This window comes from Aureimonas sp. AU20, from assembly GCF_001442755.1.
Taxonomy (GTDB): domain Bacteria; phylum Pseudomonadota; class Alphaproteobacteria; order Rhizobiales; family Rhizobiaceae; genus Aureimonas.
Map to the genome: position 1 here is coordinate 2,074,058 of NZ_CP006367.1, position 22,131 is coordinate 2,096,188.

A 22,131-nucleotide genomic window follows, 5' to 3' on the forward strand; every position below is an offset into this window, starting at 1 on the left:
CGTCACCGATCGATGACGACGTCGGAGCGCGGCCGGGCGCAGCAGATGAGAATTTGCCCGGCGTCGATCTCGCGTTGGCGAATGCCGCCCTGATGCGTCATCTCGACTTCGCCCGAGACCTTCTTCGACTTGCAGGTGCCGCAAAGCCCCTTGGTGCAGGACGACGGCAGGCGAAGGCCGGCGCGCTTGGCCGCCTCCAGGATCGGCATGTCCTCCGGGCATTCCACCACGCGTTTGGTCTTGGCGAACTCGATGCGGAAGGTGCGCGCGGCGGGCGCCATCTCGTCCGTCGCGACCTCCACCTCCTGCTTCTCGCCAGCGGACAGGTCCTCGAAGTTGAAGCTTTCCTCGTGGTGTCGGCCCATGTCGAAGCCACCACTCTCCAGCAGCGCGCGCACCGCCTTCATGAAGGGCGAGGGGCCGCAGACAAAGACCTCGCGCTCGCGAAAATCGGGCGCGACGGCCTCGATCATGCCGAGTGTCAGGCGGCCGCGCAGTCCCGACCAGCCGCGCCCCGGCGCATCCGCCTCGCAGACATGGGCGACGCGGATCGAGCGGTTGCGCCGGCTCATGACGGCGAGCTCGTCCTCGAACACGATGTCGGCCGGCGTGCGAGCAGCGTGAAGGAAGACCACGTCGCGGATCTCGGCGAGATCGTAGGCCGACCGGGTCATGGACATCATCGGCGTGACGCCGCTGCCGCCCGAGATCAGGAGATACTTGTTGCTTGCCGAGACCTGGCGTGTCCAAGAGAACTCGCCCATCGGCCCGGTGGCCTTCAGCATCATGCCGGGCTTGAACTCATCGTGCAGCCAGTTCGACACCGGCCCGTTCGGCACGCGCTTCACCGTGATGGCGCAAGTGTCGGGCCGGGTCGGTGAGGCCGAGATCGTGTAGCAGCGATGGATCGTCTCCCCAGCGATCTCGAACTCGAAGGTCAGGAACTGGCCTGGGTCGAAGACGAACTGCCGGCGGGTGCGCGGCGCGAAGACGAAGGTCTTCACATCGGCCGTTTCCTCCCGCACGGCGCGGCAGACGAGAACGTTGTCCTCTTCGGGGTCCCAAAGGCGAAAGCCGGTCGGCATGGCGGAGGCGGTCGTGTCCATCCTCGCGGCCTCAGAGCGCCGGCGTGGACGGGTCGAAGTGCTCGCGCATCCGGCCGATGTACCAGTTGCAGAACTTGTCCACGAGCATCTCGGTATGGGGGGAATAGGGACCGGGTTCGTAGGCCGTCGTGCGCGCGCCGTTCTGACAGAAGCCGACCAATTCGGAATCCTGCGCGTTGGTCGCCATCCAGACGCCGATGAGGTTTTCGAGGTCGTAGTCCACCCCTTCCACCGCGTCCTTGTGGACCAGCCACTTGGTGCGAAGAAGCGAGCGCTCGGCGTCGATCGGGATCACCGAGAAGGTGACGGCATGGTCGCCCATGAAATGATGCCAGGAATTGGGCTGCGTCCAGAAATGCAGCCCGCCCATCTTGGCGCTGGGAAAGCGCCCCATGGGAATGCGGCAGGCGGCCTTCGTGTCCATCGTGTGGGACTCGCCGTCGCCGTCGAGCGGCAGGCGCTCGGTGCGGTAGCCCGTCACCATGTCGTCGAGATGCTCCAGCATCCGGCTCGGGATGCCCGCCTTTTCCCACTCCGCATGGCTGTCATCGGTCAGGCAACCATAGCGCGCGGCCTGCTCGCGTTCGGCCTCGTCCAGCTCCTCGGGCGCGAAGCCGAACCCGTAGGCGAAAAGCGGCACAGTGAGTTCGGGATGGTTGGCCCCGCAATGGTAGCACTCGCGATTGTTCTCCATCGTGAGCTTCCAGTTGCCGGGCTCGATCAGATCGTGCTGGAAGGCCACCTTGCTGTTGCGAATGTCGTGCGGGGCGAGATAAGGGCCCATGGCCGCCGCCATCTCGTCGAAGTCGGCCGGCGGCTCATCGGCAAGGCAGATGAAGATCAGCCCTTCCAGCGAGCGCACATGCACGGGCTTCAGCCCATGGCACTTGCGGTCGAACTCCGAGCCCATGTGCTCGGCATGGATCAAGGCGCCGCTGAGGTCGTAGGTCCAGGAATGGTAGCGGCAGACGAGATTGCCGACCGTGGTCTTCTCCTCATGCACCAGCCGCGCGCCGCGATGGCGGCAGACATTGTGAAAGGCGCGCACCTGCATGTCGTCGTCGCGCACGATGAGAATCGCGTTGGCGCCGATATCCACCGTCATCGCATCGCCGGGCTCGGGCACGTCGGGCTCGACGCCGACGAAGAGCCAGGTCTGCTCGAAGATCGCTTCCAGATCGGCCGCGAAGATCTCGGGGCTGGTGTAGAACGGCGCTTCCAGCGAGTAGCCCGGCCGGCGGCGTCGAATCAGCGAAAGAAGCGGAGAGGCGGTTCGGTCCAACATGCGGGCATTCCCCCGAGGAAGGGTGGCGACGCCGGTCAGTCTGGAACCATTCCGAGTTCGCGACTTCCACGTTTGCGACACAAACTGTCAGAAACGCGACATGCCTCAACATAGTCAGATCGCCCGTTTATTGTGCGGAGCGAAGGGCTTAGCACCTGCAACAAAGCTAGAAACGAAGCACGACGCCGGCGGGGGAATGCCGGCGTCGTGCATAGCGTTGGTTGGACGTCTGGTGGATCAGCCGTAGGACCGCGCGGCCTCGATCAGATAGCCCAGCGTGTAGTTCGCAAAGGAGCGCCAAACGTCGAGTTGGAAACTTTCTCCGCCCGTGCGCTGCAAGATGATCTCGGTCTTCGCCAGCACCGTGCGTGTCGCCATGCCGATGGGAAAAGCGCGCTGGTCGAGATCGAGCGGGCAGCCGGCCGCAAGCACGCTCGCCGCCTCGCGCCCCGAAATCGCGTATCCCAACGAGCGGTGGCTGACCTCGACCAGCGAATGCGGGATCTCCGCGAGCGCCTGCTCCAGCCCGTCGAACAGGTGTCCCGCCTCCGCATAGGGGGCGACGAGCAGCCATTCGTCCGGCCCGAGCCAGATCGCCCGGCGCGATCCGTTCTCGGCAAAGCGGCAGGCCTCGCGCGGAAGGGCGACGCCCGACAGTTCCGCGACCTTGGGAAAGCCCGCGTCGTTTCGCAGGCGCAGCACGAAGCGCGCTTGCGGGGGCAGGGCCTCGATCAGCACCGGCGCGGATGGCCTGCCGAAGGGAAGGACGACCGGAGCCGGGCCGGCGGAAACGGTGACGGCGTCAAGCATCGAGGCGCTCATTGGCTTTGTCGTGGAACACGGGATCTACGATTTCGGCGGCGATGCGCCCGCCCGGCATGGGAATGTCCACGATCTCGCCGAACCGCGACCGGCCGCCCCGCACCAGGGCGAGGGCGATGGAGCGCCCGAGTGTCTGCGAGGCATAGCTCGACGTGACGTGGCCGAGAGCGGGAACGCTCGCCGGGGCGTTGCTGTCCGGCTTGTGGTCCACGACCTGCGCCCCTTCCTCCAGCACCACGGCGGGGTCCCGCGTCAGAAGGCCGACCATCTGCTTTCGATCGGCCGACGACAGGGCGGGGCGGGCAAGCGAGCGCATGCCGACGAAGTCGTGCTTCTTCTTGGCCACGGCCCAGTTCAGGCCGACATCGTCCGGCACGGCGGTCCCGTCGGTTTCCTGGCCGACGATGATATAGCCCTTCTCGGCGCGCAGGACGTGCATGGTCTCGGTGCCGTAGGGCGTGATGCCGAAGGGCTGGCCCGCCGCGAAGATGGCCTCCCAGACCTTGCGGCCCTCGCTTGCCGGCACGTTGATTTCGAAGCCGAGTTCGCCGGTGAAGGACACGCGCCAGAGCCGCATGGGCACGCCGACGATGCGCCCGGCCCGCCAGGTCATGTGCGGCATGGCCTGCTTGGAGAGATCGACGCCTTCGATCAGCGGCTCGATGACGCGGCGTGCGTCCGGGCCCTGCACCGCGATGGTCGCCCATTCCTCCGTGGTGGAGGTCAGCCAGACGTCGAGATGCGGCCATTCCGTCTGGAGATAGTCTTCCATGTGGTTGAGCACGCGCGGCGCGCCGCCCGTCGTGGTGGTGAGGTGGAAGCGGTCCTCCGCGATGCGGGCGACCACACCGTCATCCATCACGAACCCGTCCTCGCGCAGCATCACGCCATAGCGCAGGCTGCCCACGGCGAGCTTCTTGAACGGGTTGGTGTAGAGCCGGTCTACGAACTCTGCCGCGTCCGGCCCGACGACCTCGATCTTGCCGAGCGTCGAGGCGTCGAAGATGCCGACACCCGAGCGGACCGCGCGGCACTCGCGCGCCACCGCCGCGTGCAGATCCTCGCCGGCTTGGGGGAAGTAATGCGCGCGCTTCCAGATGCCGACATCCTCGAACCGGGCGCCGTGCTCCACCGCCCAACCGTGGATCGGCGTGGTGCGGATCGGATCGAAGAGCGGGCCGCGCGAGATGCCGGCGAAATTGCCGAAGGTCGTCGGCGTATAGGGCGGGCGGAAGGTGGTGAGGCCGATCGCGGTTTCCGGGCGCTTCAACTCTTGCGCGACGATGGCCAGCGCGTTGATGTTGGACAGGCGCCCCTGGTCGGTCGCCATGCCCGTCGTGGTGTAGCGCTTCACATGCTCGATGGAGCGGAAGCCCTCCTGCGTGGCGAGGCGCACGTCCTTCGCCGTCACGTCGTTCTGGAAGTCCACGAAGGCCTTCACCTTGCGCGGGTCGCGATCGTGGAAGGTCGCGCCCCGGAACGCGGCGTGACCGACGCTTTCTTCCTCGACACGGTAGGGCGATGCTCCGCCGCCGCCCGCGAGATGCCCGTCCGCCAGCGCGCCCTCGAGGTCAAAGACGCCCCGGCACGCGCCGGCCGAGCGCTCGTTCTCGACGGATTCGGCGGGCACGTAGGCTTCCACCGCCTCGTCCCAGCGCATCTTGCCGCGCGACTGAGAGAAGAGCGAAATGGTCGGCGTGAAGCCGCCCGACATGAGAAGGCAGTCGCACTCGATCGTCTCGCCGGAGTGCCAGCCCTTCCGGCTCAGTGTCGCGGAGCGGATGCGAAGGCGCCCCTGCGTCCCCGAGACCGAGGTGCCGGGATAGATGGGAATGCCGGCGGCGCGGGCCTTGTCGACATAAGGACCGCTCGGCGCCTCGCGCAGGTCGGCGATGGCGGCGATCTCGACGCCATGCGCCATCAGGTCGATCGCCGCGCGATAGGCGCTGTCGCCCGCCGTGAAGACGACCGCACGGCGGCCGGGAAGGACGCCGTAGCGCAGCGCGAACTGGCGCGCGGCCTCGGCCATCAGGATGCCCGGCCGGTCGTTGTCGGGAAATACGAGCGGGCGCTCGATCGAGCCGGTGGCGAAGACGACGCGGCCGGCCCGCACCTGCCACATCCGCTCGCGCGGTAGGTGCGGCGCGGGGTTGGAAAGATGCTCGGTGACCCGCTCGGCGAGGCCGATCAGATTGTGCGGGTAGAAGCCGAAGGCCGTGGTGCGCGGCAGCAGCGTCACGTTCGGGCGCGAGCGCAGCTCGTGCAGCATATGCATGGCCTGGATCGGCGCGGTGTGACCGTCGATCGCGGCCTGCGATTCGTGCAGGAGCCAGCCGCCCATCTCGCTCTGCTCGTCGCAGAGGATCACACGCTGCTCGGGGTTTTCCGAAGCGGCGAGGGCTGCGGCGAGGCCGGCCGGGCCAGCGCCGACCACCAGCACTTCGCAATGGGCGAACTGCTGGGCGTAGCGGTCGGGATCGGGCAGGGTCGAAGCGCGGCCGAGGCCCGCCGCGCGGCGGATGATCGGCTCGTAAAGCTTTTCCCAGGCCGAGCGCGGCCACATGAAGGTCTTGTAGTAGAAGCCGGCGGAGAAGAACTTGCCGAGAAGGTCGTTGCCAGCGCCGACATCGAAGGCGAGCGACGGCCAGCGGTTCTGGCTTTCCGCGCGCAGCTTGTCATAGAGCTCGACCTGCGTGGCGCGCAGATTCGGCGCGTAATGTGCCTCATCTCGGCCGATCGCGACCAAGGCGTTCGGTTCCTCGGAGCCGGCCGTCACGATGCCGCGCGGGCGGTGATACTTGAACGATCGGCCGACGAGATGCACGCCGTTGGCGAGCAGCGCCGAGGCCAGCGTGTCGCCCTGATAGCCCTGGTAGCTCTGGCCGTCGAAGGTGAAGGAGAGCGGGGCGGAGCGATCGATCCGCCCGCCAGTCGACGTGCGAAACCGGTTCATCGAGCGCTCTCCCCGGACCAGGTGCCGACATTGTCGCCGCTGAGAGCCGGCTTGTTCTCTTCGGTACCGGAGGGGCGCGGCTGGCCGACCTCGTAGGTCGCCTCGAAGAAGTCGGTTCGCGTGTCGCGCAGCGCGTTGAAGAAGCGGGCGCAGCCGTGAATGTGGCGCCAGCGCTCGGCGTGGAGACCGCGCGGATTGGCGCGCGTGTAGAGAAAGGCGCCCCACTCGTCCGCGCCGATCTCGGACGGCGTCTCGGCGCGCACGACATGCGCTTCGCCGGCATAGCGGAATTCGAGCTCGGGGCGGGGTCCGCAATAAGGGCAGGTGATCAGAAGCATGGGTCGGCCTCGCGAGGGAGGGAAGGTCGGGTCAGTGGGCGACGGCGGCGGCCGCTGCTTCGTCGATCAGCACGCCATCGCGGAAGCGCTCGATCGTGAAGGGCGCGTTGATCGGATGCGGCTCGTCGCGAGCGATCGTGTGGGCGAAGAGGTTGCCGGAGCCCGGCGTCGCCTTGAAGCCGCCGGTGCCCCACCCGCAATTGACGTAGAGACCGGGAACGGCGGTCTTGGCGACGATCGGCGAGCGATCGGGCGTCACGTCGACGATGCCGCCCCAGGAGCGCAGCATCCGCACTCGGCGGAACTCCGGGAAGAGATCGCAGATCGCATCCAGCGTGTGGTTGGCGATATGGAGCCCGCCGCGCTGGGTGTATGACGTGTAGGCGTCCGTGCCCGCGCCGATCACCAGCTCGCCCTTGTCGGACTGCGAGATATAGGCGTGGATCGTGTTCGACATGACGACGCAGGGCACGATCGGCTTCAGCGGCTCCGACACCAGCGCCTGCAGCGGATAGCTTTCCAGCGGCATGCGCAGCCCGGCCATGGCCATAACGACCGATGTATTGCCGGCCGCCACGACCCCGACCTTGCCGGCCTCAATCGGCCCGCGCGTCGTATCGACGCCGATGACCGCCCCGTTGGCCCCGCGCCGGATTGCCGTCACCTCGCAATTCTGGATGACATCGACGCCCAGCGCCGAGGCGGCGCGGGCGTAGCCCCATGCCACCGCGTCGTGCCGCGCCGTGCCGCCGCGCCGCTGAAGGGCGCCGCCCAGCACGGGGTAGCGCATGGTCGACGCGTCGATATTGAGCGGCGGGCAGAAGTCCTTGCACTCCTGCGGCGTCAGCCATTCGTTGTCGACGCCGGCCAGCCGGTTGGCGTGGACATGGCGCTTGAAGACCTGAATGTCGTGAATGTTATGGGCGAGCATGAGCACGCCGCGCGGCGAGAACATGACGTTGTAGTTGAGGTCCTGCGACAGGCCCTCCCACAGCTTCACCGCGTGGTCGTACATCGCGGCCGATTCCTCGAACAGGTAGTTCGAGCGGATGATCGTCGTGTTGCGGCCGGTGTTGCCGCCGCCGATCCAGCCTTTTTCCAGGATCGCGACATTGCGGATCCCATGCTCCTTGGCGAGGTAGTAGGCCGTCGCCAGCCCGTGCCCGCCGCCGCCGACGATGATGACGTCGTAGCGGCTTTTCGGAGAGGCGTCGCGCCATTGCGCTTGCCAGCCCTTGTTCGAGCCGAGCGCCTTGGCGATCACGGAAAGGGCGGAGAATCTCTGCATGGATCGTCCCGATCTGCGGTGTCGGACCCGACATTCGCACCCGCGAAACCCGGCTTGCGATGACGGAAGCGGCGTCGGGTTTGTACAAATCCGACATGTTTGCCGGATGCGACATGATGGGCCAAGCACCCTTTCCGTCGCGGGGCGCCACGTCGGGCGAAAAAGGGCAGGGCGCCCGCGTCTTTTATGCTGCATCCGGCGGCGCCATCGCCTAACACCGAAGGGCCACCTCGACACTGGAGTCGTTTCAAGCGCCGGGAGAATCCGACGATGCTGCACGAGATGCCGCTGATCGAAACCATCGTCGCGGGTCTGGTCCTCGCCTTTCTGCTCGGCACGATCGCGCATCGCATCGGCGCCTCGCCGATTGTCGGCTATCTCCTGGCGGGCGTCGTGGCCGGCCCTTTCACGCCCGGTTTCGTGGCCAACCAGGGGCTGGCGGGCGAGTTGTCCGAACTCGGCGTCATCCTCCTCATGTTCGGCGTCGGCCTGCATTTTTCGCTGCGTGATCTCCTGTCGGTGCGCGCCATCGCGCTGCCCGGCGCCATCGTGCAGATCGCCGCCGCCACGGGTTTCGGTATGGGTCTCGCCTGGTTGCTGGGCTGGAGCTTGGGAGCCGGCCTCGTCTTCGGACTCGCGCTATCGGTCGCCTCCACGGTCGTTCTCCTGCGCGCCATGCAGGAACGGCGGCTGATCGAAACGGGGCGGGGGCGCATCGCGGTCGGCTGGTTGATCGTGGAAGACCTCGCCATGGTTCTGGCGCTGGTCCTTCTGCCGGCCTTCGCCGGGCCGCTGGGCGGCGACGCCGCCAATGCCGGCCATGGCATGACCACCGATCTCGGATTCGGCGTGCCGGGCATTCTGCTCGTGACGATCTTCAAGCTCTGTATCTTCGTTGTTCTCATGCTCGTGGTCGGCCGCCGGGTCATCCCATGGCTGCTGCAACTCACGGCGGCTTCGGGCTCACGAGAGCTGTTCCGGCTCGCGGTGCTGGCCATCGCGCTGGGCGTCGCCTTCGGCGCGGCGACGCTGTTCGGCGTGTCGCTGGCGCTCGGCGCCTTCTTCGCCGGCATGATCATGAGCGAGTCCGATCTCAGCCACCGCGCGGCCGAGGATTCGCTGCCGCTGCGCGACGCCTTCGCCGTTCTCTTCTTCGTCTCGGTCGGCATGTTGTTCGATCCGCTATCGCTGATCGAGGACCCGCTGCCGATCCTGGCGACGCTGCTCATCATCGTCATCGGCAAGTCCGTGGTGGCCTTCGCCATCGTGCGCCTGTTCGGCCATCCGACGGCGACGGCCCTGACCATTTCGGTCTCGCTAGCGCAGATCGGCGAGTTCTCCTTCATCCTCGCGACGCTTGGGCTCAACCTTAAAATCCTGCCGCCCGAGGCGAAGAACCTCATTCTGGGCGGCGCCATCTTGTCGATCGTGCTCAACCCGTTTCTCTTTGCCTGGGTCGATCGATGGCGGCAGACGCAGGAGCGCTCCGCCCTCGGCGGCGCTTCGGAGGAACCCTCCGAACTCCCGGCGGCGGAAGCGCCGACCCATATTCCGAGCGGCAGCGTGGCGATCGAGGACGATCTCTTGCGCCCGACCGAACAAAAGGGCCATCTCATCCTCGTCGGCTTCGGCCGCGTCGGCTCCAAGATCGCGCGTCGGCTGGCCGATGCCGGTCGGTCCTTCGTGGTTATTGAGGATGCCGACAAGCGCGTGGCGCGGGTGCGCGCGAGCGGGTTCGAAACGGTGGTCGGCAACGCGGTGAAGCCCGAAGTGCTGGAAGCCGCCAACATCGCCGGGGCGCGCGATCTCGTGCTCGCCTTCCCCAACAGTTTCGAGGCCGTTGCGATGATCGCCGCCGCGAAGGCCGCCAATCCTGACATCCGCATCACGGCGCGCGTCCATTCCGGCGAGCAGCGCGAGCGGCTGATCCAGGCCGGAGCCGACATGGTGGTGAACGGCGACGAGGTGACGGCGCAGGCCATCGCAGACCATCTTCTCGACCTCGGTTCCGACGCGCCGGGCGCCCGGGGGCCGCTCCTGCCGGACGAGGCGCCGATCCTTCCCGAACTCACCGGCGCGGGCGAGGGCGAGTTGACACGCCCCACCGAACGCTTACCTTGAGGATAGTCCAGGGGGAGTTCCGCTAGCGGGAACTGAGAGGCCGACGCGATGTTCGGCGACCCCAAGAACCTGATCCAGTTCGCACTGGCGTAGGGATGGAGCGATCTCGACTCCGGCTGGCGCGGCGCTTCGAACCTCGATGGTTCGAAAGGGCTTCGCGCCGCTGGAACGCCCCGCCCACAGTCGCGCGCGCCGGGTCGAAATCGGCGGAAGACGAGGCATGCGCGCGACCCATCCTTCACCGACGCTTGCCTACGGGCGCATCGCGGCATGACCGTCCATATTCTAGGCGCCGGCGTCGCCGGGCTCACGACGGCCTCCAGGCTGACGGAGGCGGGGCGCCGCGTGGTGGTTCACGAGGCGGCCGGCGAACTCGGCCAGCGCGCGGCGTCCTGGCTCGCGGGCGGCATGCTCGCGCCCTATTGCGAAGCGGCGACGGCCGATCCCGCCATCATCGAGCCGGGTCTTCGCGGCATCGACTTCTGGGCCGAGCGGGCGCCGGTGAGCCGCAAGGGAACCCTGGTGCTCGCCGCGCCGCGCGACGGCGCCGACCTTCGTCAGTTCGCATCGCGAACGCGCGGGCACCGGATGCTCGACGCGGAAGGGGTGGCGGATCTCGAACCCGATCTCGCCGGCCGATTCCGTCAGGCGCTGTTCTATGCTGACGAAGCCCATCTCGACCCGCGCCAGGCGCTGGCGCTTCTGGTCCGCCGGATCGAGGAGGGCGGCGGCACGGTGCTGTTCGGCTCGCAGGCCGAGCCCGATGCCTTCGCGGACGAGCCGGTGGTGGACTGCCGGGGGCTCAACGCCGAGGCGCCCGGGCTTCGCGGAGTGCGCGGCGAGATGGTCATCATCCGCAGCCGCGATGTGCGCCTGGACCGCCCGGTGCGGCTGCTTCATCCCCGCTGGCCGATCTATGTCGTGCCGCGCGAGGATGGGGTCTTCATGGTCGGCGCGACCATGATCGAGAGCGAACGCGCCGGTCCGATCACCTTGCGCTCGACCGTGGAACTCCTTTCCGCCGTGTTCGCCCTGCACCCCGCTTTCGCCGAGGCCGAAATCTTGGAAACCGGCGCGGCCTGCCGGCCGGCCTTTGCCGACAATCTGCCGCGCGTCACCCGCACCGGCCGCGTCGTCAGCTTCACCGGGCTTTATCGCCACGGCTTCCTTCTGGCGCCGGCCCTGTCAGCCGAGGCCAGCCTTGAAATCCAGTCCCTCATGGAGGCGGCATGATCCTTCATCTCAACGGCGAGCGGCGCGAGGTCGCGTCCGCCACGCTCGATCGGCTTCTCGCTGAGCTCGGGGTCGAGCCCGAAACGGTGGCGACCGCGGTGAACCGCGAATTCGTGCCGCGCGCCGAGCGCGCCGAGATCCGGCTTTCGGAGGGCGACGCGGTGGAACTGCTCAGCCCCATGCAGGGAGGCTGACGCCATGCGCATCTACGATCGCGACTATGCCTCTCGCATGATGCTGGGCACCGCACTTTATCCATCCCCGGCCGTGATGCGGGATGCGATCCGCGCAGCTGAGCCCGCGCTGGTCACCGTCTCGCTTCGGCGCGAACAGAATCTCGGCGCGGCGCGGGGCCCGGGCTTCTGGGACGAGTTGCGCGATCTCGGCGCGGACTTCCTACCCAACACGGCCGGCTGCCACACGGTGAAGGAGGCGGTGACTACCGCACGGATGGGCCGCGAGCTGCTCGGCACCTCGTTGGTTAAGCTCGAGGTGATCGGCCATGCCGACACGCTGCAACCCGACGTCTTCGGCCTGGTGGAGGCCGCCCGCATCCTCACCGAGGACGGGTTCGAGGTTCTGCCCTACACGACCGAAGACCTCGTCGTGGCCGACCGGCTCTTGGAGGCGGGCTGCCGCGTTCTCATGCCCTGGGCCTCGCCGATCGGCTCGGGGCTCGGGCTGAACAATCGCTATGGGCTGCGCTCGCTGCGCGCGCAGTTTCCCGAGGTCACGCTGATCGTCGATGCCGGGCTCGGCCGTCCGAGCCACGCGGCGGAAGCGCTGGAACTCGGCTATGACGGCGTTCTCCTCAACACGGCCGTCGCCTCATCGGGCGATCCCGTCGCCATGGCGCGCGCCTTCCGCCTCGCGGTGGAAGCCGGTCGGCTGAGCTTCGAGGCCGGCGCCATGGAGCCCCGCGACATGGCCGCCCCCTCGACCCCCGTTTTCGGAAGGGCCGTTCTGTGAGCCCGAGCCCCTTGGTCCTCGACCCGTTCTATCCCGTGATGCCCGACGCCGTTTGGATCGAGCGCATCGTGCCGCTCGGCGTGCGGCTCGTTCAGCTGCGCGCCAAGGACAAGCCCGAGTCGGCGCTGCGAGGAGAAATCCGCCGCTCGCTCGCCGTGTGCCAAGCGCACGGGTGCCAGCTCGTCGTCAACGATCATTGGCGGCTGGCCGCCGATGAGGGGGCGGATTTCATCCATCTCGGCCAGGAGGATCTGGCCGAGGCCGATCTCTCCAGCATCCGCGCCGCCGGCTTGAAGCTCGGCCTCTCCACCCATGACGAGGCGGAACTCGACATCGCGCTCGCGGCCAAGCCTGGTTATGTCGCGCTGGGGCCGGTCTGGCCGACGATCCTCAAGCAGATGCCCTGGGCGCCGCAGACGCCCGAGCGCCTGCGCGTCTGGCGCGAGCGGATCGGAAACTTGCCGCTCGTTGCGATCGGCGGGCTGCGGCCGGAGCGCGCGGCGGAGGTTTTTCGGCATGGAGCTGACTGCGCCGCCGTCGTGACCGACATCACGCTGCATGCCGACCCGGAGGCGCGCGTGCGGGAGTGGATCGCGGTGACGCGCGGGGCGGGTGCAACCAGCTAAGCGAAGGCATGCAACCTTAAATCGGTGCACCGCAGCACTTTTAAGTTGCATTTATCTGCAACCCTAATAACGTTCTCCTGCGTAGGATATCAATCAGGGAACGTACATGTCGCTCGCGAAACCGTTCAACACGCGCCCGCTCTATCAGCAGGTTGCCGACGAGTTCGTGTCCCGAATCATCAATCGAACCTGGGCGCCGGGCCAGTTGATCGAGAACGAGGCGGAGATCGCCCGTTCGCTTGGGATCAGCCTTGGAACGGTGCGCAAGGCCTTCGATATCCTGACCGAGAACAAGCTGCTGGAGCGGCACCAAGGCAAGGGCACGATCGTCGTCGATTTTGAAGGCGACAAGATGCGCAGCCGCTTCTCCAACATCGCGGATCGGAGCGGCAACCGGGTTTCCGGCGAGGTCGTGATCGGGGAAGTCGATCTCGTTCTGCCTCGGCCGGACGTCGTCGAACGCCTGCAGGTGAACGAGCGCACGCCCGTCCTCGCCTTCGAGCGCAGGCGCACCCATCTTGGCCGGCTGTTCATGGTGGAGGACGTGTTCCTGCGCGTCCCCTCCCATCCGAGTACGATGGGCGCGGACGAGATGCGGCGCCTGGCCTCGGCGGGTTGGACCGGGCAGGACATCGCCACCTACAAGATCGAGAAGATCGGCAGCACGCTGGCCAGCGAGACCGACCGGCAAGCCTACGGGCTCGGCGGCGAGACAGCGCTTCTAACGCTCGATCGCGTCATCTACTCCTATCAGAACCGGGCGCTGGAACTGCGCATCGCCCGCTGCGACCTCGGCGACGATCTCGACTATCAAGCCGACTAAGATCGCCCTGGCAGGCATTGACCATTCTTCCGCCCATGGATCGGCGGAGGCTCCCTTCGCCTCAAAAACGGTCAGCCTTTCTGTCTGGCCGCGCAGGCTTCCACGAAGCGCAAGAGTTCGCCCATCGCTTCGCCCCGCATCGGTTCGGTCTCGTTCAGCGTCTCGTGCCGCGCGCCGGCCACGATATGGCAGTGGACGTCGAGGCTGCCGGCTTCCTCCAGACGCGCCGCGAGACGACGGACCGCTGTGCCCTTGCCTGTCGCCGGGTCCTCGGTGCCGCCGAGGCAGTGGACGGGGAGGCGGTGGGGCAGGTCGCCCAACATCGCCAGATCGGCGCCCGCGCGCTGCCATTCCAGAATGTCCTCCACCATGGAGATCGTCGGCGTCCAGCCGCAGAGCGGGTCCGCGCGGTAGCGATCCACGGCCGCATCGTCATGGCTCAGCCAGTCGAATTCGGTTCGCCGGGGATTGACCGATTTGCTCCACGCGTCGAAGCCCGCGCGCGCAAACAGTGCGCTCGCCACGTCCGACCCTTTCAGCGCTTTTTCCGCCTTGAAAGCGAGCGCGCCGATCCGCTCCGTGAGACCTCGCTCGAAACTGGCGTTCCAGAGAGCCAGACCCGCGAGACCTTCGCCGAAGACGCGCGCATGGTTCAGCGCGATATGGGCGCCCATGGAATGGCCGAAAACGATCACCGGCAGTCCGGGCAGGTCCGCCTCCGCCTGATGGCGCACGGCCTGCACGTCTCGCAGCACCTTGGCCCGGCCGCCGCGCCCGCCAAAGCGGCGCAGCGGCGCGTCCACCGCCGTGGTCGAGCCATGGCCGCGATGGTCGGGCGCATAGACGGCGATACTCTGCGCCGAGAGGTCCCGGCCGAGCCGATCGTAGCGCCCGGCATGCTCCGCCAAGCCGTGCAGCACGAGGAGAACGGCGCGCGGCGCTCTTTCGGGCATGAACCGGTAGAGGCGAAGCGCGGCGCCGGTCGGACTGTCGAGAACGGAAGAAGTGGCGGACAAGGTGATAAAGCCGATATGAGGGCAGGGACGTGCGAAAGACTTGGCGTATCCACGCGAAAACGCAATCGATACGCCCCAAATGGGAGACCGATCGGATGGGTCGATACGACTGGAGCCTTGCCGCCGGGTTCGCTCTCGTGCTGACGGGATCGCAAGCCTTCGCGCAAGTTCCGATGAGCGGGCAGTTCGTGGCCGAGGCGAGCTGTTTCGCGACTCCCTCCATCCGCTCCGACGCCAATCCCGGCCGCATCGTGACCGAGCCGGGCAGGAGCTACGATCTTCTCGGTCGCAACGCGATGCCGGGCAGCCACTATCTCATCCGCGTTCCCGGCGCCGATCCCGAGCGCCGCTGGGTGGCCTATGGCTGCGGCCGGGTCAATGACGGGAGCTCTTCGGCGGAGCGCGTGGTGCCCGGCGAGCCGGCGGGCTCGGCAGGTTCCAAGAGTGATTCCTATATTCTCGCGGCGAGCTGGCACCCGTCCTTCTGCGAAACGCGGCCGCGCCGGGCGGACTGCCGTGGCGGTGGCGAAGCCGCGCACGGCTTTTCGCTGCACGGGCTTTGGCCGCAGCCGCGCGGGCGGGAATATTGCGGCGTCTCGCCCGACCTTCGCGCCGCAGACGAGGCCGGCCGCTGGCGCGATCTGCCGGCGGTGGAGATCAGCGCGGAGACGCGGCGCGCGCTGGAGCGCGTCATGCCCGGCACCGTGTCGCAGCTCGAGCGGCACGAATACTGGACGCATGGCACCTGTTTCTCGGGCAGCGCGGAAGCTTACTTCGTCGAGTCGATCCGCCTGATCGACGAACTCAGCGCCTCGCCCGTCGGCGATCTCTTCGGCAAGGCCATCGGCCGCGAGGTGTCCGCGGCCGAAATCCGCGCGGCTTTCGACGCCGCCTTCGGAGATGGGGCGGGCAAGCGCGTCCTTCTCGATTGCGAAAGCGACGCGGCGGGCCGGCGCCTGGTGGGAGAGTTGCGCATATCGCTGCGCGGCGCGCTGGGCGAGGGGCCGAGCCTACCGGAGCTGATCCGGGCTGGCGATCCTGTCTCTTCCGGCTGCCGCGCCGGGCGGGTCGATGCGCCCGGCTTCGGCTGAGCGATCAGGCGCGGTCGGGCACTTCATAGTCGGCGGAATAGCGGATCTCGCGCAAGGGACGCACGGCCCTGGTCGAGGCGTCGTAGATCGGGTCGGCCTTGTAAGCGGCGAGCGCCTCGCGATCCTTGAACTCGGCATAGACCACGAGATCGACATCGTTGCCCATCGGATCGACGCGAGCGTTCTCGACCACCTCGAAATGCGTGTGGTGCCGGATGCCGCCCAGCGTCTCCAGACCGGCCTTGATGCGCGGCAGGTCGGCTTTGTCCTTGGCGCTGAAGAAGACGATATGCCGGATCATGTCGGCTCCGCTTTCGAAGGAATCGGGGATTGCTGCATCAGCTCTCCGGCCCGGCGCGTCAAGGCGGATATGCGGCGAGGGAAGGCGCCCGCGCGCCTCTGTCCGATCGCGGCGCGGCATTTTCCTCCGCCGGCTTTGTTGCTCATCGCGGCGCCATGGCTTACCTGTGCGCCAACTCTTGCCCATTCCTTACCTTGCGGAGACGCGCGCTCGATGGCTCGCCAATTCATCTACCATATGGCCGACCTGACCAAGGCCTACGGCAACAAGAAGGTCCTGGAGAACATCCACCTTTCTTTCTACCCCAACGCCAAGATCGGCATTCTCGGTCCGAACGGCGCGGGTAAGTCGACCCTGCTCAAGATCATGGCCGGCGTCGACAAGGACTACACGGGCGAGGCCTGGGCGGCGGACGGCGCGGTGGTCGGCTATCTCGCGCAGGAGCCCAAGCTCGACGAGACCAAGACCGTGTTCGAGAACGTCATGGAAGGCGTGGCGGACAAGAAGGCCATTCTCGACCGCTACAACCAGCTGATGATGGACTACAGCGACGAGACGGCCGAGGAGGGCGCCAAGCTCCAGGACGTCATCGACGCGCAGAACCTTTGGGACCTGGAGAACCAGGTCGAGATGGCGATGGACGCGCTGCGCTGCCCGCCGGGCGACTCGCAGGTCGCCCCGCTTTCGGGCGGCGAAAAACGCCGCGTCGCGCTCTGCAAACTGCTGCTCGCCAAGCCCGACATCCTGCTCCTCGACGAGCCGACCAACCATCTCGACGCCGAGACGATCGCCTGGCTCGAAAAGCACCTGCGTGAATACGAAGGCGCCGTGCTGATGATCACGCACGATCGCTACTTCCTCGACAACGTCACCGGCTGGATTCTCGAGCTCGATCGCGGCCGGGGCATTCCCTACGAGGGCAACTACTCCGCCTATCTTGAGAAGAAGAGCAAGCGCATGGTGCAGGAAGGCCGCGAGGACGACGCCCGTTCGCGCGCCATCACCCGCGAGCGCGAGTGGATCCAGCAAGGCGCCAAGGCCCGACAGACCAAGTCCAAGGCCCGCATCAAGGCCTATAACGAACTCGTGGAACTGGCCGAGCAGCGCCGTCCGGCCGATGGCAAGATCGTCATCCCGACCGGCGAGCGCCTGGGCAACAAGGTAATCGAGGTCGAGAAGCTCACGAAGAGCTTCGGCGATCGGGTGCTGATCGAGAACCTCTCGTTCAAGCTGCCGGCCGGCGGCATCGTCGGCATCATCGGGCCGAACGGCGCGGGCAAGTCGACGCTCTTCAAGATGATCACCGGGCAGGAAAAGCCCGACGACGGCGCGATCAACATCGGCGAGACCGTCGATCTCGGCTATGTCGACCAGAGCCGCGACCATCTCGACGCCAACAAGAACGTCTGGGAAGAGATCACCGGCGCCGTCGACATCATGAAGCTCGGCAAGTACGAGATGAACTCTCGCGCCTATGTCGGCAACTTCAACTTCAAGGGGCCGGACCAGCAGCAGAAGGTCGGCACCCTGTCGGGCGGCCAGCGCAACCGCGTCCACCTCGCCAAGATGCTGAAATCGGGCGCGAACGTCATCCTCCTGGACGAGCCGACCAACGATCTCGACACCGAAACGCTCGCCGCGCTCGAGGACGCGCTGGAGGAATACGCCGGCTGCGCCGTGGTCATCAGCCACGATCGCATGTTCCTCGATCGTCTCGCCACGCACATCCTGGCCTTCGAAGGCGACAGCCATGTCGAATGGTTCGAGGGCAACTTCGCCGACTACGAGGCCGACAAGATCCGTCGCCTCGGCCCGGACTCGGTGAACCCGAAGCGTCCGACCTACAAGCGCCTGACGCGCTGACATGAACGACGCGGGGAAGGCCACTTTCCAAAGCGGACTTCCCCGCTACACTTTGGGAACGGAGGGCACTGCGGCCCTCGCCTCGCGCAAGAAGGGCCACGAGTTGGATCGCATCAGCTTTCAACAGTTGTTCAATGCGCTACCCAGCCCGCACATGCTCCTCGACGCGCAGCTGCATTTCGTGGCCGTCAATCCGGCCTACGAGGCCGTCACGGATCATTCCGGCCAGACCTTGGTCGGACGTCATGTCTTCGAGGCCTTCCCGAATACGGGCGAGGCCGGTCGTCGTCTCCGGCATTCGCTCGACCGCGTTCGGGAGACGGGCAAGCCCGACACGCTGGCCTATATCGAGTACGACATTCCCATTCCGCCCGAGAAGGGCGGCGGTATGGCCAAGCGCTATTGGACGGCCATCCACACGCCGCTGAACGACGAGACCGGCGCGGTTCGCTACATCCTTCAGAACACTGTGGATATTACCGAACTCGTGCTTCTGCGCGAGGCGGCTTCCACTCCGAACTCCATCTTCTCCGGCGGCGTCGCCCTAGTACAGCGCGCTCGCGAGGCCGAGGAGGCCGTTCGCGACGACACCAAGCCGGCCCAACAGTTCCGCGCCCTGTTCGAGGAGGCGCCAGGCATGGTGGCGCTGCTGCATGGCGCGGATCATGTCTTCACCTATGCCAACCGAGCCTATCGCCACTTCGTCGGCCAACGCGAGGTTCTTGGTCTACCGGTGCGCGACGTCTTTCCCGAGATCGAGGGCGAGGGCTTTTTCGAGAAGTTGGACGAAGCCTATCGGACCGGCGAGGCCGCGCTCGGGTTTGAGAGCCGGATCATGCTGCGCGATCCCGAGAGCGGGCGTCTGCGCGAGTTCTTCATCGATTTCTCCTACCATCCCGTCGTAGCCTCCGACGGCACGACATCCGGCATCTTCGTCCAAGGCTATGATCGGACGGAAAGCGTTAGGGCCCAGCGCCGCCAGCGCCTTCTTCTGGACGAGCTCAATCATCGGGTGAAGAACACGCTCTCGACCGTGCAGTCTCTGGCGCGGCGCAGCTTCCGCGCAACGACCGACCGGGAAGAGGCTCGCCGCGTCTTCGAGGGGCGCATCTTGGCCCTGTCGAACGCCCACAATCTGCTAAGCGAGCAGCATTGGGAAGCGGCCGACCTTGCCACCATCGCCCGACTCGAACTGGCAGCCCTTGGCTCGGATCGGTTCGAGATGCAGGGCTGCCCTCTCAGCCTCAACCCGAAGGCGGCGATCGCGCTCGCCATGGTGTTTCACGAGTTGGCCTCCAACGCGGTGAAGTACGGCGTTCTTTCGGGGCGGGACGGGCGGCTGGCCGTGCGCTGGGACGTGCGGGACGACAATCTTCATCTCGTCTGGAACGAGGCGGGCGCGAGCCTGCCGCTGTCCGAGGGCGAATTGAAGCCCGGCTTCGGCATGCGCATGCTGGAGCGAATCGTTACCGGCGAACTGGAAGGGCGGCTGGAACTGGCCTTGGGGGGCAGCGGACTGACTTGGACCCTCTTTATTCCCATGGCTGAAGTCAGCGCGGCGAGGGGTCCGTCCCATGACTGATGCCCCCTCACATCAGGGCTTGCGCATCTTCGCGGTGGAAGACGAGTCCCTGGTCGCCATGCAACTGGAGGATATTCTGGACGATCTCGGCTGCGTGGTGGCGGGCTTCGCCATGCGCATCGACCGGGCGCAGGATATGCTCGATGCCAAGCCTGCGATCGACGCGGCCATTCTCGACATGAACATCGCCGGCACGAAGGTCTATCCCGTGGCGGAGCGTCTGCGCGGGATGGGCATTCCCATCGTCTTCGCGACTGGCTACGGGCTCGATGGGATCGACCCCGAATGGCGCGTCTATCCCGTGCTCCAGAAACCCTACACGACTGAACAGATCGCTCGCGCGCTTTCCCAAACGCTTGTGCTGACGAACAAGTGATCGCCGAGAGCGCTCCGCCCTCGGGGTGAGCGCGCGCCTCGCCGGCGCGGCGGTCATGCGCTGGCAGCGCGGGCGTGCTATGGCCCCCGCACTCATTCGAAAAACCCGAACAGTCAGGAAGCCTCCCGCATGGATCAGTTCGTTCAGGGTCTCATGCAGGATTTCGGCGTGCTCGGCATCGCCTTCCTGATGTTCCTCGAGAACATCTTTCCGCCGATCCCCTCCGAGATCATCATGCCGCTCGCCGGCTATCAGGCCGCCACCGGGCAGCATTCGATCTGGGCCGTGATCGTGGCGGGCACGATCGGCTCGCTTCTCGGCATTCTGCCCTGGTACTATCTCGGCCTCGTCGTGGGCGAGGAGCGCATCGTCAAGCTGGCGGATCGGTTCGGGCGCTGGATCACCATGACGGCGGAGGATGTCGAGGCCGCCGACCGCTGGTTCCGTCGCTACGGCATTCTCGCGGTTCTGTTCGGACGCCTTGTGCCGACCGTGCGCACTCTGATCTCGATTCCCGCCGGGCTGGCCCGCATGCCGATCGCGACTTTCCTCTTCTTCTCGGCCATCGGTACGCTCGCCTGGACGGCGGGCCTCGCCTTCGCCGGTTATCTCCTGGCTCAGCAATACGAGCTGGTGGACCAGTATGTCGGCCCGGTGTCGAACATCGTCATCGCCGCCGTGGTGGTGATCTATCTCTACCGCGTCATTACCTTCAAACCCACGCGCCGCACGCGTCCGATCGACCTGAAGTCGGACGAGCATCCGCACCGCCAGGGATGAGCCGCCTCATGCGCAAGCCCGCCAGCAAGCTCAAGGGAACGGTCGGCGGCCTTTACCGCACCGAGGGGAAGGGCTTCGTCACCACATCTGTCGAGACGCTCGAACTCGGCTTCGAAGGCATTGCCGGCGACGAGCATGGCGGGCCAACCCGAAGGACGGGCGGGCGCGAGCCCTGGTATCCCCGGGGCACGGAGATCCGTAACGAGCGCCAGCTTTCGATTCTCAGCGCCGCCGAACTCGGCGAGGTCGCCCGCGATCTCGACATTCCCGAGCTTCTGCCGGAATGGATCGGCGCCAATCTGGTGCTGGACGGCATCCCGCGCCTCAGCCACCTGCCGCCGCGAACGCTCCTTTTCTTCGAGAGCGGCGTGACGCTGAAGGTCGATGGCGACAACGGGCCGTGCCGTCTGTCGGGCCGCTCCATCGCCGCGCATCATCCTGGCCGTGAGGATATCGAGTTCAGCTTCGTGCGCGCAGCCAAGCACAAACGCGGCCTCGTCGCCTGGGTCGAAAAGCCGGGCCGCCTGAGTCAGGGCGAGGCCTTCGAGGCTCGGCTGCCCGAGCAGTGGATTTACGATCCGGCCTAAGCTTTTGGAGGTCGGTCAGTCCGCGTCCGGCCTCGGCCGGTGTTTGAGGGGCAGGGCGCTGGTCTCGCCATCCTCGGGCTCGTCCTCGTCGTCCCATTCCTCGTCGCTGTCGGGCTCCGAGACGAGATGGCGGGTGGCGCCCCATTGGTCGAGAACGGCGTTGACCGCGTCGACCACGAAGAAGCGCGCCTGGTCCTTCTCATAGCCCTCGTCCCGCAGCTCGTCATAGTCGGTGTGCTGGTGGCGGACATGCGCCAAGGTGGCGAGCCAGACAGCGCTGGCCGGCGAAAGATCGCGCATATGGCGCGACCCCGCCGCCGCGCGGATCGCCTCCGCATCAAGAAAGGGCACACGCGGGATCAGCAGCGTCAGGTTCTTGGCGATCGTCTTCTGCCGTTCCGTCGCCATCAGCGCTCCTCCGGCCGGTCCACCGAGGCGAAATAAGGTTTGATGTCGAGCAGCGGCGTTCCGTCGAGAACGTCGATCGCATCGATCACCAGCCTGCCGCTCGCCCGGTCGATCTCCAGAAGGCGCACGAGATGCAGGCCGATCGGATTGGGCCGCACCGGCGAGCGCAGCGCGAACGTACCGGACGCCGCCTCGGCATGGCGCGGCATCTGCAGCGCAAGGTCCCGCCGCGACTGGTGCAGCCAGGTCAGAAGATGGACATGGCTTTCCGGATCCAGCCGCTCCAGCGCCGGGCGAAAGGCGGGGTCGATTTCGACGCTCGCGCTCTGGCCGGTCTCGCGGGCCGCACGCATGTTCTTCGGGCAATCGCGCCGCTCCGTCCAAGGCGAGCGGATGCGGCCGATGAAGACGAGGCGCGCGTCGTCGGCCTGCGAACCATCGAAGGCAAGGCGGCTTTCGCCGGGGCGGATGGACGGTTCCTCAAGGCTCATTCTTTAAGCCTATAGGGGCTCGCCGCGCCACGCAAAGGCGCGGACCGGTCCCCCCTTGCATCCCATGCGCTG

Annotated in this window: 21 protein-coding genes, 1 pseudogene and 1 riboswitch; of the genes and pseudogenes, 12 read left to right on the forward strand and 10 right to left on the reverse strand. The window is 66.7% G+C overall.

Annotated elements, in window-relative coordinates; all coding sequences use genetic code 11:
• Positions 1-2: 2 nt before the first annotated feature.
• From M673_RS09130 to M673_RS09155, 6 genes are all read right to left on the reverse strand, one after another.
• Positions 3-1,106, reverse strand: a complete 1,104-nt coding sequence (locus M673_RS09130; protein ID WP_061975525.1) for a hybrid-cluster NAD(P)-dependent oxidoreductase — start codon at positions 1,104-1,106, stop codon at positions 3-5.
• Positions 1,107-1,116: 10 nt separating this feature from the next.
• Positions 1,117-2,391: an aromatic ring-hydroxylating oxygenase subunit alpha gene (locus M673_RS09135; RefSeq protein WP_061975527.1), complete on the reverse strand. Its 1,275-nt coding sequence runs from the start codon at positions 2,389-2,391 to the stop codon at positions 1,117-1,119.
• Positions 2,392-2,628: 237 nt separating this feature from the next.
• A complete protein-coding gene (locus M673_RS09140; protein WP_082639672.1) occupies positions 2,629-3,201 on the reverse strand; it encodes a sarcosine oxidase subunit gamma in 573 nt (190 codons plus the stop codon).
• Positions 3,194-6,166: a sarcosine oxidase subunit alpha family protein gene (locus tag M673_RS09145; RefSeq protein ID WP_061975531.1), complete on the reverse strand. Its 2,973-nt coding sequence runs from the start codon at positions 6,164-6,166 to the stop codon at positions 3,194-3,196. The genes M673_RS09140 and M673_RS09145 overlap by 8 nt, the downstream gene beginning before the upstream one ends.
• Positions 6,163-6,504: a sarcosine oxidase subunit delta gene (locus M673_RS09150; protein ID WP_061975533.1), complete on the reverse strand. Its 342-nt coding sequence runs from the start codon at positions 6,502-6,504 to the stop codon at positions 6,163-6,165. The genes M673_RS09145 and M673_RS09150 overlap by 4 nt, the downstream gene beginning before the upstream one ends.
• A 31-nt stretch (positions 6,505-6,535) precedes the next feature.
• A complete protein-coding gene (locus M673_RS09155) occupies positions 6,536-7,792 on the reverse strand; it encodes a sarcosine oxidase subunit beta family protein (RefSeq protein WP_061975535.1) in 1,257 nt (418 codons plus the stop codon).
• Between the two features lie 270 nt (positions 7,793-8,062).
• Here M673_RS09155 and ybaL point away from each other — a divergent pair, with 270 nt between their 5' ends.
• From ybaL to M673_RS09185, 6 genes are all read left to right on the forward strand, one after another.
• Positions 8,063-9,913, forward strand: a complete 1,851-nt coding sequence (gene ybaL, locus M673_RS09160) for a YbaL family putative K(+) efflux transporter (protein ID WP_061975537.1) — start codon at positions 8,063-8,065, stop codon at positions 9,911-9,913.
• A riboswitch (TPP riboswitch) is annotated at positions 9,914-10,026 on the forward strand.
• Between the two features lie 157 nt (positions 10,027-10,183).
• Entirely contained in the window at positions 10,184-11,146 is a 963-nt protein-coding gene (locus tag M673_RS09165) for an FAD-dependent oxidoreductase (RefSeq protein ID WP_061975539.1), read from the forward strand.
• Positions 11,143-11,340, forward strand: a complete 198-nt coding sequence (thiS, locus tag M673_RS09170) for a sulfur carrier protein ThiS (protein ID WP_061975541.1) — start codon at positions 11,143-11,145, stop codon at positions 11,338-11,340. The genes M673_RS09165 and thiS overlap by 4 nt, the downstream gene beginning before the upstream one ends.
• Before the next feature lie 4 nt (positions 11,341-11,344).
• Positions 11,345-12,115: a thiazole synthase gene (locus M673_RS09175; protein ID WP_061975543.1), complete on the forward strand. Its 771-nt coding sequence runs from the start codon at positions 11,345-11,347 to the stop codon at positions 12,113-12,115.
• Between the two features lie 11 nt (positions 12,116-12,126).
• Complete coding sequence (locus M673_RS09180) at positions 12,127-12,741, forward strand: thiamine phosphate synthase (protein ID WP_061975545.1); 615 nt, start codon at positions 12,127-12,129, stop codon at positions 12,739-12,741.
• A 106-nt stretch (positions 12,742-12,847) separates the two neighbouring features.
• Complete coding sequence (locus tag M673_RS09185; RefSeq protein ID WP_061975547.1) at positions 12,848-13,564, forward strand: GntR family transcriptional regulator; 717 nt, start codon at positions 12,848-12,850, stop codon at positions 13,562-13,564.
• A gap of 71 nt (positions 13,565-13,635) precedes the next feature.
• On the opposite strand, the gene M673_RS09190 is transcribed toward M673_RS09185, so the two are convergent.
• The gene (locus M673_RS09190; protein ID WP_061975549.1) at positions 13,636-14,580 is read right to left on the reverse strand and encodes an alpha/beta fold hydrolase; all 945 of its coding nucleotides are present in this window, start codon (positions 14,578-14,580) and stop codon (positions 13,636-13,638) included.
• 95 nt (positions 14,581-14,675) lie between these two features.
• Here M673_RS09190 and M673_RS09195 point away from each other — a divergent pair, with 95 nt between their 5' ends.
• Positions 14,676-15,671, forward strand: coding sequence for a ribonuclease T2 family protein (locus M673_RS09195; RefSeq protein WP_061975551.1), 996 nt, complete (start codon positions 14,676-14,678; stop codon positions 15,669-15,671).
• Positions 15,672-15,675: 4 nt separating this feature from the next.
• Here M673_RS09195 and M673_RS09200 read toward each other — a convergent pair whose 3' ends face one another.
• Entirely contained in the window at positions 15,676-15,972 is a 297-nt protein-coding gene (locus tag M673_RS09200; RefSeq protein ID WP_061975553.1) for a Dabb family protein, read from the reverse strand.
• 213 nt (positions 15,973-16,185) lie between these two features.
• Here M673_RS09200 and ettA point away from each other — a divergent pair, with 213 nt between their 5' ends.
• From ettA to M673_RS09225, 5 genes are all read left to right on the forward strand, one after another.
• The gene (gene ettA, locus M673_RS09205) at positions 16,186-17,835 is read left to right on the forward strand and encodes an energy-dependent translational throttle protein EttA (RefSeq protein ID WP_061975556.1); all 1,650 of its coding nucleotides are present in this window, start codon (positions 16,186-16,188) and stop codon (positions 17,833-17,835) included.
• Between the two features lies 1 nt (position 17,836).
• On the forward strand, positions 17,837-19,417 hold the full coding sequence (locus M673_RS09210; protein WP_244493042.1) for a sensor histidine kinase: 1,581 nt from the start codon (positions 17,837-17,839) through the stop codon (positions 19,415-19,417).
• Entirely contained in the window at positions 19,410-19,793 is a 384-nt protein-coding gene (locus M673_RS09215; RefSeq protein WP_061975558.1) for a response regulator, read from the forward strand. Before M673_RS09210 ends, M673_RS09215 begins: the two co-directional genes overlap by 8 nt.
• Positions 19,794-19,922: 129 nt before the next feature.
• On the forward strand, positions 19,923-20,573 hold the full coding sequence (locus tag M673_RS09220; protein ID WP_061975560.1) for a DedA family protein: 651 nt from the start codon (positions 19,923-19,925) through the stop codon (positions 20,571-20,573).
• Between the two features lie 8 nt (positions 20,574-20,581).
• Positions 20,582-21,160, forward strand: coding sequence for an MOSC domain-containing protein (locus M673_RS09225; RefSeq protein WP_061977761.1), 579 nt, complete (start codon positions 20,582-20,584; stop codon positions 21,158-21,160).
• 96 nt (positions 21,161-21,256) lie between these two features.
• Here M673_RS09225 and M673_RS09230 read toward each other — a convergent pair.
• Positions 21,257-21,568 (reverse strand): annotated as a pseudogene (locus tag M673_RS09230) (DUF2293 domain-containing protein); the annotation flags it as partial.
• Positions 21,568-22,059: a tRNA (N6-threonylcarbamoyladenosine(37)-N6)-methyltransferase TrmO gene (gene tsaA, locus M673_RS09235; RefSeq protein WP_061975563.1), complete on the reverse strand. Its 492-nt coding sequence runs from the start codon at positions 22,057-22,059 to the stop codon at positions 21,568-21,570. The gene tsaA and the pseudogene M673_RS09230, both read right to left, overlap by 1 nt.
• Positions 22,060-22,131: the final 72 nt, after the last annotated feature.